Raw genomic sequence first — 12,251 nt, forward strand, 5'->3', positions numbered from 1 at the left:
GCGACAGTTTGGGCTGGGTGAGTCAGTGACTTTGCAACTCGGCTACGAGTTCTTCGATCCGGCCGCGGATGTCGTCGCGAACTTCGCGGACGATCTCGATGGGTTGGCCGGCAGGGTCGGTGAGTTCCCAGTCTTCGTAGCGTTTGCCGGGGAAGATGGGGCAGGCGTCGCCGCAGCCCATGGTGATGACGACGTCGCTGTCACGGACGTCTTCGGTTTCGAGGACATGCGGTACGGCGCCGGTGATGTCGATCCCAACTTCGCGCATCGCCTCGACCGCAATGGGGTTGATCTGGTCGGCGGGCTCGGATCCGGCGGACCGTACTTCGATGGTGTCACCGGCGAGGTGGCGCAGCCATCCGGCGGCCATCTGGGAGCGGCCGGCGTTGTGGATGCAGACGAAGAGAACAGCGGGCTTGCTCACGCGGATGCTCCTGTGTGGGTGGTGTCTGATTGAGGTGTGACGACGTCGTCTGCGGCCTTGCCGGCGTGCGGGTAGAGGACCACGACGAGCGCGGCGCCGAGGATGGCGCCGAAGGCTTGGAAGAAGATGAAGCCGGGCACCGAGCGGGGCGCGATGCCGGCGAAGGTGTTGCTGAACGCGCGCCCGATCGTGACGGCTGGGTTGGCGAATGACGTCGACGAGGTGAACCAGTACGCGGCCCCGATATAGGCGCCGATGGCAACAGGTGCCAGCGCGGCTCGGCCGGACCAGACGAGCGCGAAGATCAACATGATGAGGCCGGCGGTTGCGACGGTCTCGCCGATGTAGAGGTGTCCGGCCGACCGGTGCGTGGTCGACCAGGACACCGCGGTTTCGCCGTACATGAGGTTCGCGAGAATCGCCCCGACGATGCCGCCGCCGACCTGGGCGGGGATGTAGGCAGCCAAGTCGCGGCCCTTCAGTCCGTTGCCGGTGCGTTGGCCGAGCCACCAGTCGACCACGGACACGACCGGGTTGAAGTGGGCACCGGAAACCGGGCCGAGCATGAGGATCAGAACCGCCAGGCCGAGCGCGGTGGCGAAGGAGTTCTCCAGCAACTGCAGGCCGATGTCGCTGGGCGACAGGTTGGCCGCGGCGATGCCGGAGCCGACAACGACGGTGACGAGCAGCCCGGTCCCCAGAGCCTCGGCGACCGTGCGGCGCCACAAGGGTTGTGCGTGGCTCATCCGCGGCTCACCGGTACGGCGAGTTCGTCGAGCAGGACGCGGACGCGGCGTTCGATCTCGTCGCGGATCGGGCGTACGTCGGCGATCTCCAGGCCGGCGGGGTCGTCGAGGTCCCAGTTCTCGTAGCGGGTGCCGGGGAAGATCGGGCACGCGTCGCCGCAGCCCATCGTGATCACGACATCGGCGGCGCGGACCACTTCATCGGTCCAGGGCTTCGGGTACTCGCCGGCGATGTCGATGCCACGTTCGGCCATCGCGCCGACGGCGGCGGGGTTGATGTCGATTCCGGGTTCGGAACCGCCCGACCAGGCGATCGCGGCATCGCCGGCCAGGTGCTGGAAGAAGCCGAGCGCGATTTGGGAACGGCCGGCGTTGTGGACGCAGAGGAACAGCACGACGGGCTTGCCGTCGTCGTGGTGGCCTTCGACCCGAGCGAGTGCGGTGAGGCGTTGACGGGCGAATCGTTCGGTCAGCAGGGGAAGGAAGTTGGGGATGGTGCTGTCGGTGGCGAACTGGTCGTAGCTGGAGTGCAGGAACCGTTCGATGGTCTCCGACCCGTAGAGGTCGGAGAACTCTTCGGTCAGCCGGACGGAGGCGGTACGCAAGGCGAGGCTCTGGTCGATGGACAGATCGGCGTGGCGGTGCCAGGTGAGTTCGGTCATGGGGTGCTCCGGGTGGAGTCGGTCGCCTCAGGCGACAGGGTGGGTGCGAGCCGTTCGATCCGGTCGGCGATCTCGGTGTAGGCGGCTTCAAAGGCCGCGTCGGTATCGGCGGGCGCCGGGTCGGGGATCGACCAGTGGAGCCGCGGTCGCTGCTCGGACGGCAGGTGCTCGTAGGCGTTGTCACAGACCGCGATCAGCAGGTCGTCGCGTCGTACGACGTCGCTCACGTTGGCGGTGCGCCAGTCGACGGGGTCGAGGCCGTGCCTGCGCGCGATCTTCAGGGCGCGTGGGTGGACCCGTTCGGCCGGTTCGGTGCCTGCGGAGACGGCCGGCACATGGCTGCGCCGGGACCAGATCGCCGCGGCGAGTTGGGAACGTGCGGAGTTCTGAGTGCAGACGAACACCACCCGCTTCGCCGCGAGCATTGCCGGACTGACGATGGCTGCCAGCGCGTCGGGCCGCAGTCGGACATAGGTACGGCGACGGTCGCCCTCGGAGCGGGTTCGGGCGACGATGCCGGCATCCTCCAGGACCTTCAGGTGATGGGCGACCAGGTTGGTCGGCAGGTCCAGCGCGGCACCAAGTTCGCCCGGTGCGACGTCACCGGCGGTCAGGGTGTCCACGATCGCGAGTCGTGCCGGGTCGCCGAGTGCCGCATGGATGCGGGCTCGTGCCGCCAAGGTCAATCGCTCAGCGTTCATTGACTCAATGATCACTGAGGTAATTCAGGGAGTCAAGCCAGGGGCCGGCGTCTCCTTCGAGTCCGGCTGGATCAGCGCGGCGCCACGGGCTCCGGGACGGCGAGAAGAGTCGAGATCCATTGCAGCCGCTCGGGCATGGGCCAGTAGTAGACCCACGTCCCGCGGCGCTCGCAGTCGACCAGGCCGGCCTCGCGCAGCACCTTCAGATGATGGGAGATCGTCGGGCCGCTCACCTCGAACTGCGGCGTCAGGTCACACACGCAGATCTCATCGCCCGCCGACGTGATCATCGACAGGAGCCGCAGCCGGATCGGGTCGGCCAGCGCCTTGAACACCACCGCACCCTCGGCCGCCCCGGCCGCATCGAGGGCAGCATCGGAGATCGGCGCACAACAGCCAACGGTTCCGACGGGCGTCAGAGTCAGATCCTGTTTCGACATAGGTCTATCTTGACTCTTGTCGAATCACGAGGCAAGGTGGAGTTACTTGATTCGATGATCTTCTAGATAGGGAGTGGGATCGTGAGCGAGCAGACAGCGGCGCCGGTGGTCGTCATCGGTGCGGGTCCGGTCGGTCTGGCCGCGGCGGCGCATCTCGCGGAGCGCAGGCTGGACTTCGTCGTACTGGAGGCCGGGCCGAGTGTCGCGGCGGCGATCGATGAGTGGCGGCACGTGAAGTTGTTCAGCCCGTGGCGCTACGACATCGACTCGGCCGCGCGGCGCCTGCTGGAACAGGCCGGCGGCTGGAATGAACCCGAACTGGGCACGCTGCCCACCGGCGGCGACCTCATCGACGGCTACCTCGAACCGCTCACCAAGACGCCCGAGCTGTCCGGCCGGATCCGGTACGACGCCGAGGTCATCGCGGTGACCCGAGTCGGGTTCGACCGGATCCGCACCGCGGGGCGCGAAGCCGCGCCGTTCCTGGTTCGGCTGGCCGACGGGTCCGAGTTGCTGGCCTCAGCGGTGATCGACGCGGCCGGGACCTGGCGGCGCCCGAACGTTCTCGGCGGCTCGGGCATCCCCGCCCGCGGCGAGGCGAGCACGGCTGACCACATCGCGTCCGCGCTGCCCGACGTACTCGGTCGAGACCGTGAGCGTTTCGCAGGCCGCCGTACGGCTGTTGTTGGCGCCGGCCACTCCGCATCGACAACGTTGCTGGAGCTGGGCGAACTCGCCGACGAGGTTCCCGGTACGGAGGTGCTGTGGGTCGTCCGTGGCACCGACCAGGCCCGGACGTACGGCGGCGGCGAGGCCGACGAACTGCCCGCACGCGGGGCGCTCGGCACGCGGCTCAAGAAGCTGGTTCAGTCTGGACGAGTTCAACTGGTCAGCGGGTTCCGGACCGAGGAGCTGGCGCCGACCACCGACGGCCGGGTGGAACTGGTCGCCGGTGAACAGCGCGTAGTCGTCGACACCGTGGTCAACTCGACCGGGTTCCGGCCCGACCACGACATGGTCGGTGAGCTCCGCCTCGACCTGGACCCGATTCTCGGATCCACGCGGACACTCGCGCCGCTGATCGACCCGAACAAGCATTCCTGTGGCACGGTGCCGCCGCACGGCGTCGACGAACTGGCTCACCCCGAGCCCGGCTACTACGCGGTCGGCGCGAAGTCCTACGGCCGGGCACCGACGTTCCTTCTCGCGACCGGATACGAGCAGGCCCGCTCGGTCGTGGCCGCGGTGGCTGGCGACTGGGAGGCGGCCCGTGACGTCCAGCTCGACCTCCCCGAGACGGGTGTTTGTTCGTCCAACCTCGCGTTTGGCGGCAGTGAGGACGAGGCCGGCGGTTGCTGCGGCCCGGCGCCCCAGGCGGTAGAGATCTCCGTACCGGCCGGGCGCGGTCTGGCCACCGGGATCAGCGGCGGTCTGCTGACCGTCATCGAGGACACCTCCACCAAGCAGTCCGGCTGCTGCAACTGATGACAGCCACCACCTCCGCGACCGGTTCACAGTTGACCGGTCGCGGAGGCATCCGGCGCGAGGTCGTCGCCGCGCTCGCCGTCACCACGACCGTCGGATACGGGGTGCTGTACTACGCGTTCAGCGCCCTGCTCGAACCGATGCGGACCGACCTGCACATCTCCACCACCGCCGCGACGGGTGCCCTGACGGTCGCCTCCCTGACCAGTGCCGTACTGGCGATCCCGGTCGGGCGTTGGCTGGACCGGCGGGGCGGCCACGGCCTCATGACAGTCGGGTCAATCCTCGCCGCGGCGTCGGTGCTCGCCTGGTCGCACGTCCACACCACGGCGCACCTGTATGTGGTCTTCGTTGCCATCGGCATCGCCTCGGCCATGGTCCTCTACCCGCCGGCCTTCGCAGTCATCGTCGCGACCAGCGCACCACACCGGCGTACCACCGCATTGCTGGGCATCACGCTGGTTGCCGGCTTCGCGAGCTCGATCTTCATCCCGCTGACCGGCCAACTGATCCACGCCTACGGATGGCGCCAAACCCTCACCATCCTCGCGTGTGTTGTCGCGGTGGCCACGATTCCTCTGCATGCGCTCGCGCTCCGCCATACCGCGCCCACGACCGCACCGCAGCGAGCGCATCATTTCCGCCCGGCACCTGGCCGTGTCCTGCACGACCCCGGCTTCTGGCTACTCGCGGGCGCGTTTGTGTTGCACAGCGCCGCCTTGGCCGTCATCGGTGTCCACCTGGTCACCTACCTGATCCGGCTCGGCCACCAGCCGACGACCGCCGCGACCCTGACCGGGTTACTCGGCCTGCTGTCGGTCACGGGTCGAGTCACGGTCACCGTCCTGCGCCGCTGGCTCCCCATGACCGCGATCAGCGCCGTCATCATCGCCCTGCAAGGAATCGCGCTCGGACTCCTCCCCGCCGCTGGACGTAGCGTCGCAGGCGCAGCCGGATGCCTGATCGCGTTCGGGCTCGGATTCGGTGTCGCCTCCCTCGCGAAACCGGCCATCCTGCTCGACCGGTACGGCGACCACGGCTACGCCACCATCGCCGGCATCCTCGGTACGCCGACCAGCATCGCCGCCGCGACCGCACCACTTGCAGCCGCAGGCCTGGCCACAGCTCTCGGCTACACCCCACTCATCCTCACCGCCGCCGCAGCGTGTGTCCTCGCGGCCATCGCGCTCGCCGCGACCCGGCGCATCCCCACTCCCGCCAGCACCTAGCCGCGGCGCAACTGCCGGACCAACGCGGCCGCCACGAACCGGGCATCGCGGTGTACACCGCGCAGCGTGTTCGAGGAGAACGACCGCTGGAACTCCAGCCCGAGATAGGCCAACCGCGGGTGCGTGGTCGACAGCCCCTGACGGTGCAACGGCATCCCGTTCTCGGCCAGCGCGCCGAGCCCGTCCAGGTAGGGCAGTTGCGGGCGGTAGCCCGTGGCGAACAACACCACATCCACCACCTCGCGCGCACCCTCGGGCCACACGACACCATCCGGCTCGAACGCAGTGAACATCTCGCGGCGCGGCATGGCACCTGACTCGATCGCCGCCCGGTAGATGCCCGTGTCCAGCACCGGCGTGCCATTGAACAGTCGTGCCAGCACCGCGGGCGGCAATAGATCCAGCTTCAACCTGTCCAGCCAGAAGTGAATGTCGCGCCCTCCGCGCAGCTGCGGCAAGAGCACGATTGGCGCCCTGGTCGCCAGTGTCACCGTCGCCACCTCGGCCAGCTCGTACGCCACCTGGACCGCCGAGTTCCCCGCACCCACAACCACGACCCGCTTACCGGCGTACGACTGCGGCGCGCGGTAATCGGCCACGTGCAGCACCTCACCGCGGAACGACTCCCGCCCAGCGATCGCCGGTACGTACGGGTTGCCGAACGAACCCGACGCGGCGATCACCGCCGACGCATGCAACGTCTCGCCGCCGGAAACCTGCACCTCGAAGCCAGATCGCGCCTGCTCCACCGCGGTCACCGCCGCACCGGTACGGATCTCCCCGTTCAAACCCGCGGCGTACTTCTCGAGATGGGCCACGACCTCATCACGAGACGGGTACCGGCCCGGTTGGCCAGGGAACGGCATTCCCGGAATGCCGCTATACCGGGCCGGAGAGAACAGGGTCAACGAGTCGTAGTACGACGGCCAGGCCCCTACCGGCCGCTCACCCGCCTCCAGGACCACCGCCCGCAAGCCCACATCCGTCACGGCCCGCGCGCCGGCCAATCCGGACTGGCCGCCACCAACGATCACCACAGGTTCAGCAGAGAGGTTCATGGGCCCAATCTATCGTCATATCGCAATATGACGACATGACGATACGGGCTAGTCTGGGACGCGAAGGAGGAACCCATCGATGCCGCGAACCAAGGCAGCAGATCAAGCCGAGCCGGTCGAGCTCGCGGAGACAACCCACGCGTTCCTCAAGGCGCTGGCCGGCCCGACCCGCCAGCGGATCATGCTGCTGTTCGCCCGCGGCGCCGAACTCTCCGTCAACGAGGTCGCCGAACTCGCCGGCATCGGCCAATCAACAGCGTCCCAGCAGCTCGACCTTCTCCGCCGCGGTGGCGTCGTCACCTCCCGCCGCGACGGTAAGACCGTCTACTACCGAGCCGACAAGCAAGGCAGCGCCACCGCTCTCGCCGACCTCCAGGCCTACCTTCAAACCTGCTGCTGACGACCGGCAACCGCGCCGCCCACCCGGCCGAACCACAACCCGGTCCGGTCCCGTGGCGCCGATCCGACCGCGGCGCCCTTGTGATCGGCCAGCAGATGTGCGACACATCTCCGCCAACTGATGCGCGACAGGCTAGGCGTCTGGTGACCGACTGAGAGCCAGCCGGGCAGTGCCGCCTTGGTCGCAGGCAGCGCCGCAACCTGTTCAGCGCGCTTCCAACTCGAAGAACAGGAAACAGATGAATGAGCGACCGTCCGCGTTGGGGAGCAGTTCCGCTGGAGTGTTGGCCGCGGGTGGCGGCTCAGTGACCGTCTTGATGCCGAACCCCGCGTCGATGAACGTGTTGATGACGTCCTGCAGGGGGCGGTGCCAGTAGGTCATCCACACGGTTCCTTCGCCGAAGTCGTAGTCCTCGGAGTACTGGGTGAGGGCGAAGTAGTCGGCCTCGGGGTACACGATCGCGTAGACCGTGGGATGGATGATCGAGACGATGAGCCGGCCGCCTGGTTTGAGCACACGCCGCAGCTCGGCCAGTGCCGAGGCCCAGTCCTTGACGTAGTGCAAGGACAGTGATGCGACGACACGGTCGAACGCGTCGTCGGGATAGGGAAGGGGCGCACCAAGGTCGGCGACTTTCACATCCGCGTCCTCGCCCAGCCTTTCGCGGGCGAGTTCGACCATGGCGGGGCTCAGGTCGAAGCCGGACACGAACGCATCCTTGCTGCGCAGAGCTTCCATCAAGGGGCCTGAACCGCAGCCGGCGTCGAGAATCTCCAGGCCCGCGACGTCGCCGGCGAGACGAATCATCTCCGGACGCGCGTAGTAAGCGTTGAAGAGGTTGTCCTCGTTGCTGGCCGAGTACGCGGCCGCGAAGCTGTCGTAGTCAGCGACAGGGGCAGCGGACTTGCTCACCGAATCGGGCATGACAGGTTTCTACCCCGGTGGCGCATGTGTGCGCCAGCAAGGCATTCGGTCCAGTCGGCGACGCACTCGTCTGCCGCGATACTCCGGGATGAGGGGTCGGAATTGGGCTGCAAGGCCTGGCAAGGGGACGGCGACTCCGGGTTCCCAAATCGTGTGCGAGCGGCGCGGAGGGGCCCTACCCTCCAGGCATGGATCTTCGGGAGGAACTGCCGGGCGACAGACTCGCCGTGCGAGAGGTTCACCTGCGGGCGTTCGGCGACCACGGCCTTGTCGTAGCCGACCTGGTCGATACCCTGCGGAACACCATCGCACCTGACAACGGTCTCTCGCTGGTTGCCGAGCACGACAGACAGGTGGTCGGCCACGTCATGTTCACTCGCAGTCTTCTGGATTCCCCTCGGCGACTCGTCGAAGTGCAAGTCCTCAGTCCGTTGGCCGTCATGCCTGAGCTCCACAAACGCAGCATCGGCTCGGCCCTGGTCCGACACGGACTAGGGATCCTCGCCGAACGGACTACTCCCCTCGTCTTCTTGGAGGGCGATCCCGGCTACTACTCCCGCTTCGGCTTCGGTCCAGCTGGTGACCTGGGGTTCCGCAAGCCATCCTTACGGATCCCGGACCATGCTTTTCAGGCCATCAAGCTCCCAGCGTACGAGCCATGGATGACGGGGACACTGGTCTACGCGGAGCCGTTCTGGCGGCATGACGCAGTTGGCTTGCGTGACCCCGACGCTTAGCAAAGCGAGCGGCGGCGCTTGTCGCGTATCAGTCGATGGAAGTCAGGCCAGCCACGAGGCATAGAAGATCCCGAGCCCGGTCGCAACGAAGATCCCGGCGATGATCCAGAAGCGGATTACAACGGTGACCTCGTCCCATCCCACATGTTCGAAGTGATGGTGGATGGGAGCGATTCGGAAGATGCGACGCCCTGTGCCCGTGAGCCGCCTGGTCAGCTTGAAGCAGATCATCTGCAGTAGCACGGACAGGGTCTCGAGTACGAACAATCCGCCGACGACGGCCATCAGGAGCTCAGTTCGAGACATGATCGCCAGCCCGGCCAAGGCGCCACCGATCGCGAGGGAGCCGACATCGCCCATGATGATCTGTGCGGGCTTGGCGTTCCACCACAGGAAGCCGATACAAGCTGCAGCGATGGCGGCCGCGAAGACCGCGAGGTCGAGAGGGTCGCGAACCTGGTAGCACTGCGACGCCACCACAGTGGGCCGCGAGGAGTCGCACAGTTGATTGTTCTGCCAGATATTCACGATGGTGTATGCGCCGAAGATCAACGCCGAGGCGCCGGCGAGCAGCCCGTCGGCGCCATCAGTGAGGTTGGCGCCGTTCGAGGTCGCGGTGACTATGAACCAGATCAAGAGCAGGACCACGATCAGGGGCAGCTTGATCCCCCAGTCATGAGTGGTCGAGAGGTACTGCGACGCCGGCCTGACACCGCGCTCGTCGGCGAAGAATTGCGTGGCCAGGACCCCGAAGACGAGCGCGACCAGCGTCTGACCCGCCATCTTGGCCCGACTGCTCAGACCCTGGTTGTTCTGGGTGTAGACCTTGATGAAGTCGTCGAGGAACCCCACTGCCCCGCAGCCTACGAGCAGCAACATCAGCAGCCAAGCGCTGGCAGTCGGCCACCCGCCGGTCACGATTGTTGCCGTCAAATAGGCAGCAGTGGCACTCAGCAGGATCACGAGACCGCCCATGGTCGGCGTACCTCGCTTGACATGATGTGTTGTCGGTCCGTCGTGCCTGATCGGCTGGCCGAAGCCGCGGCGGACGAACCATCCGATAGCGATTCGGGTCCCCAGCAGCGAACAGACCGTCGCCAGCGTGCCGCTCAGGAGTATCGCGCGCATAACTCAGCCCTCTCGGCCATTCGGATGGTCGGGTCCCTTCGAGGCAAGAGGGAGTCGGTCAAACATATCGAGGATGCAGGTCCCAGCCGGCCGCGACGTGGATCGAACTCAGCCGAAGGCCGGTCTTCGGGTAGCGGACGAGCATGGAATGCTGCAGGGATCTTTGGCTCTTGGAGGGTGTCCGTGTCGGACGTGTCGGTTGTTCGCCCGAAGGTCGTTTGTCTGTGTGGTTCTCTGCGCTTCAGCAGGGAGTTCGCGGCCGAGCGCACGCGGTTGACGCTTGAGCTGGCGATCGTCCTGGCTCCGGAGGCCACCGAGGCGGCTGGGCTGGACCCTGTGCTCGTGCGGGCATTGGGCGAGCTGCACCTCCGCAGGATCGACCTCGCAGATGAGGTACGAATCGTGAACCCTGGTGGCTACATCGGGGAGGCCACCCGCCGCGAGATCGCGTACGCCACCGCATTGGGCAAGCCCGTCACGTACTTCCACGAACCGGCGATGGAGGACAGCTAGCCGGTTTCTCCGGAAGTGAGGAGATCGAGCACTTCGGTGGTGGGGCGGACGTCGCCGAAGGTGCGGTAGACGGTATGAAGGGTGGCGTTGAGATCCTGGTCGCGGCGGGCGGCGTTCGCGTCGGCGACCATCAGGACGCGGTAGCCGAGGGTGCTGGCGTCGCGGGCGGTTGACTCGCAGCAGACGTTGGCCACTGTGCCGGCAATCAGGACGGTGTCGATGCCACCGCAAGCAGGTCAGGCAGGTCGCAGCGGCCTGGGAAGAAGGCGCTCGCTGCCGTCTTTTCTACGATCAGGTCTTCGTCTTGTACGTCGAACTCGCGCCAGATTCGGTCCCGCAGCGGACCGGTGCCGCCCGACTCGCTGAACATCTTCGCGATGTCGGCCCCGAGGAACTCCTCGGTCACCGCGGTGATCTCCGTGCGTCCCGGCAGTACCCACGCGACTGTCCCGCCCAGGCCACGCAGGGTGCCGGCAAGCTCCTGGATGTTCGGCACGATGCCGCGTTCGTGGTCCCTTCCGCGACGAAGAACGAGACCATGTCGACCACCACCAGCGCAGTACGCTCCGGTGCCAGCTCCTGATAGGCATGCCGCCTCCCGCGCCGCGCCTCCTGCCGCAGGTACTCCCGCGTCTCGATCGTCCACTGGTGCAGTTTGGGAACCACCGTCTCCGTCACGCGGACCACCCTGCCAGTCCCCACCGACACGTTGACTGCGGCGGACGCACGGCCCCGCGAAGATGCAGGGCGGGCATAGCGCTTAGGCGGTTGCGCCCTGGACTGCGCTCAGGATGCCCGACAGGCTCTCCGGGTGGGCCATCGTCAGGTCTGCGAGATCGCTGGGCCGGAACCAGCGAAGATCGTCGTGCTCCTCGGGTGCGGCGTTGACAGGCTCGCCTTCCCAGCGAGTGACGAGGAACGCATGTACGTCAAGGGTGGGGTCTATAACCGTCATCGGGATGGGTACGGGGTCGTGGACATGGACGCCGAGTTCTTCGAGGCATTCCCGACCGACGGCCTGGTGAGGCAACTCGCCCGACTCGACATGTCCGCCGGCGGAGAAGCTCCAGGAGTCCGGATACCAACGACGCCACGGATGGCGATGCACCATGAGCACGAGCCCGTCGCGCACAAGCACAGCAACTGCGATCGGAATCTTGTCGCCCATGACGCCAGGCTATCGATCGAAGATGCCTAGCGGACGTTTTCGGGTGGGTGGAGTCCGAAGTGTTCGCACAGTACGGCGATGTCGTGTCGGTCGCTCCCGCGCAACTCGTATCCGGTGTGGTTCTGCAGGGCGAACTCGGGGCGTTCGCAGTGAACTGAGAGGCCCGCAATCTCCCCCTCACCGGAGAGATCCTCGCGGGTGAACATGAACGGCGCTTTGACGCTGCCGTAGTGGAGTCGGCCGTCGTTCAGAGTCTCGTACAGGTGAAGGTCTACGCGACGACTGTGGCCGTCGTGCAAGACGAAATTCCAGGGACGGTCGCCTGGCCAGGGGTAGATCTGGTCGACTCCTTCGTTGGCGAAGGCTGCGAGGAGACCTTCGAAATCATCTGCGTCTGCCCAGATGTCGAGATCCTGATGTTCGCGGGTCTGTTTCCCGACCAGGGCGTCGACAGCCCAACCTCCGCTGACGCATGCTGCGACCCCGCGCCCTTGCAAGGCAGTAATCAACGTGCGCGCAGCTTCCGGCGGCATAGCGTATTCGGTCACGCCCCAGAATCTCAGGCGAGGCAACTGCATTACTGCCGTCGAGCCCATTCGGACCTGCCACGATCCGTGCTCTCGGCGACAAAGCCGT

At 66.7% G+C, this 12,251-nt stretch carries 17 protein-coding genes; 5 read left to right on the plus strand and 12 right to left on the minus strand.

Annotated features, from left to right (window positions below):
• Positions 1-22 precede the first annotated feature (22 nt).
• The 5 genes from OHA18_RS15990 to OHA18_RS16010 form a co-directional block, all read right to left on the minus strand.
• Positions 23-424, minus strand: coding sequence for an arsenate reductase ArsC (locus OHA18_RS15990; protein ID WP_442914392.1), 402 nt, complete (start codon positions 422-424; stop codon positions 23-25).
• Complete coding sequence (locus tag OHA18_RS15995) at positions 421-1,170, minus strand: MIP/aquaporin family protein (RefSeq protein WP_329004881.1); 750 nt, start codon at positions 1,168-1,170, stop codon at positions 421-423. Before OHA18_RS15995 ends, OHA18_RS15990 begins: the two co-directional genes overlap by 4 nt.
• A complete protein-coding gene (locus tag OHA18_RS16000) occupies positions 1,167-1,832 on the minus strand; it encodes an arsenate reductase ArsC (protein WP_329004882.1) in 666 nt (221 codons plus the stop codon). The genes OHA18_RS15995 and OHA18_RS16000 overlap by 4 nt, the downstream gene beginning before the upstream one ends.
• Entirely contained in the window at positions 1,829-2,533 is a 705-nt protein-coding gene (locus OHA18_RS16005; RefSeq protein ID WP_329004883.1) for an arsenate reductase/protein-tyrosine-phosphatase family protein, read from the minus strand. The genes OHA18_RS16000 and OHA18_RS16005 overlap by 4 nt, the downstream gene beginning before the upstream one ends.
• Positions 2,534-2,604: 71 nt before the next feature.
• Positions 2,605-2,973 (minus strand): ArsR/SmtB family transcription factor, encoded by a 369-nt coding sequence (locus OHA18_RS16010; protein WP_329004884.1) that lies wholly within the window; start codon positions 2,971-2,973, stop codon positions 2,605-2,607.
• Between the two features lie 81 nt (positions 2,974-3,054).
• On the opposite strand from OHA18_RS16010, the gene OHA18_RS16015 reads away from it, so the two are divergent.
• Both OHA18_RS16015 and OHA18_RS16020 read left to right on the plus strand, forming a co-directional pair.
• Positions 3,055-4,458 (plus strand): FAD-dependent oxidoreductase, encoded by a 1,404-nt coding sequence (locus OHA18_RS16015; protein WP_329004885.1) that lies wholly within the window; start codon positions 3,055-3,057, stop codon positions 4,456-4,458.
• A complete protein-coding gene (locus OHA18_RS16020) occupies positions 4,458-5,687 on the plus strand; it encodes an MFS transporter (RefSeq protein WP_329004886.1) in 1,230 nt (409 codons plus the stop codon). Before OHA18_RS16015 ends, OHA18_RS16020 begins: the two co-directional genes overlap by 1 nt.
• Here the strand turns inward: OHA18_RS16020 and OHA18_RS16025 are convergent.
• Positions 5,684-6,745, minus strand: a complete 1,062-nt coding sequence (locus OHA18_RS16025; protein WP_329004887.1) for a flavin-containing monooxygenase — start codon at positions 6,743-6,745, stop codon at positions 5,684-5,686. The genes OHA18_RS16020 and OHA18_RS16025 overlap by 4 nt on opposite strands.
• 79 nt (positions 6,746-6,824) lie before the next feature.
• Here OHA18_RS16025 and OHA18_RS16030 point away from each other — a divergent pair, with 79 nt between their 5' ends.
• Positions 6,825-7,145, plus strand: a complete 321-nt coding sequence (locus tag OHA18_RS16030; RefSeq protein ID WP_329004888.1) for an ArsR/SmtB family transcription factor — start codon at positions 6,825-6,827, stop codon at positions 7,143-7,145.
• A gap of 204 nt (positions 7,146-7,349) precedes the next feature.
• Here the strand turns inward: OHA18_RS16030 and OHA18_RS16035 are convergent, their stop codons facing one another.
• Positions 7,350-8,069 carry a class I SAM-dependent methyltransferase gene (locus OHA18_RS16035; protein ID WP_329004889.1) on the minus strand — a complete coding sequence of 240 codons (720 nt, stop codon included), beginning with the start codon at positions 8,067-8,069 and terminating at the stop codon, positions 7,350-7,352.
• 188 nt (positions 8,070-8,257) lie between these two features.
• Here OHA18_RS16035 and OHA18_RS16040 point away from each other — a divergent pair, with 188 nt between their 5' ends.
• Positions 8,258-8,806 (plus strand): GNAT family N-acetyltransferase, encoded by a 549-nt coding sequence (locus OHA18_RS16040; protein ID WP_329004890.1) that lies wholly within the window; start codon positions 8,258-8,260, stop codon positions 8,804-8,806.
• 42 nt (positions 8,807-8,848) lie between these two features.
• On the opposite strand, the gene mraY is transcribed toward OHA18_RS16040, so the two are convergent.
• Entirely contained in the window at positions 8,849-9,934 is a 1,086-nt protein-coding gene (gene mraY / locus OHA18_RS16045; protein WP_329004891.1) for a phospho-N-acetylmuramoyl-pentapeptide-transferase, read from the minus strand.
• Between the two features lie 273 nt (positions 9,935-10,207).
• Here mraY and OHA18_RS16050 point away from each other — a divergent pair, with 273 nt between their 5' ends.
• Positions 10,208-10,447 carry a hypothetical protein gene (locus OHA18_RS16050; RefSeq protein WP_329004892.1) on the plus strand — a complete coding sequence of 80 codons (240 nt, stop codon included), beginning with the start codon at positions 10,208-10,210 and terminating at the stop codon, positions 10,445-10,447.
• Here the strand turns inward: OHA18_RS16050 and OHA18_RS16055 are convergent.
• The 4 genes from OHA18_RS16055 to OHA18_RS16070 all read right to left on the minus strand — a co-directional run bounded on the left by OHA18_RS16055 (position 10,444) and on the right by OHA18_RS16070 (position 12,163).
• Positions 10,444-10,641, minus strand: a complete 198-nt coding sequence (locus OHA18_RS16055; RefSeq protein WP_329004893.1) for an isochorismatase family protein — start codon at positions 10,639-10,641, stop codon at positions 10,444-10,446. The two genes, OHA18_RS16050 and OHA18_RS16055, sit on opposite strands and share 4 nt — an antisense overlap.
• 11 nt (positions 10,642-10,652) lie before the next feature.
• Positions 10,653-10,943: a hypothetical protein gene (locus OHA18_RS16060; protein ID WP_329004894.1), complete on the minus strand. Its 291-nt coding sequence runs from the start codon at positions 10,941-10,943 to the stop codon at positions 10,653-10,655.
• Positions 10,944-11,207: 264 nt separating this feature from the next.
• Positions 11,208-11,615, minus strand: coding sequence for an NUDIX domain-containing protein (locus OHA18_RS16065; protein ID WP_329004895.1), 408 nt, complete (start codon positions 11,613-11,615; stop codon positions 11,208-11,210).
• A 26-nt stretch (positions 11,616-11,641) separates the two neighbouring features.
• Positions 11,642-12,163, minus strand: coding sequence for a nucleotidyltransferase domain-containing protein (locus tag OHA18_RS16070; protein ID WP_329004896.1), 522 nt, complete (start codon positions 12,161-12,163; stop codon positions 11,642-11,644).
• Between the last annotated feature and the right edge of the window lie 88 nt (positions 12,164-12,251).

It is taken from the genome of Kribbella sp. NBC_00709 (assembly GCF_036226565.1).
In the GTDB taxonomy this organism is placed as follows: Bacteria; Actinomycetota; Actinomycetes; order Propionibacteriales; family Kribbellaceae; genus Kribbella.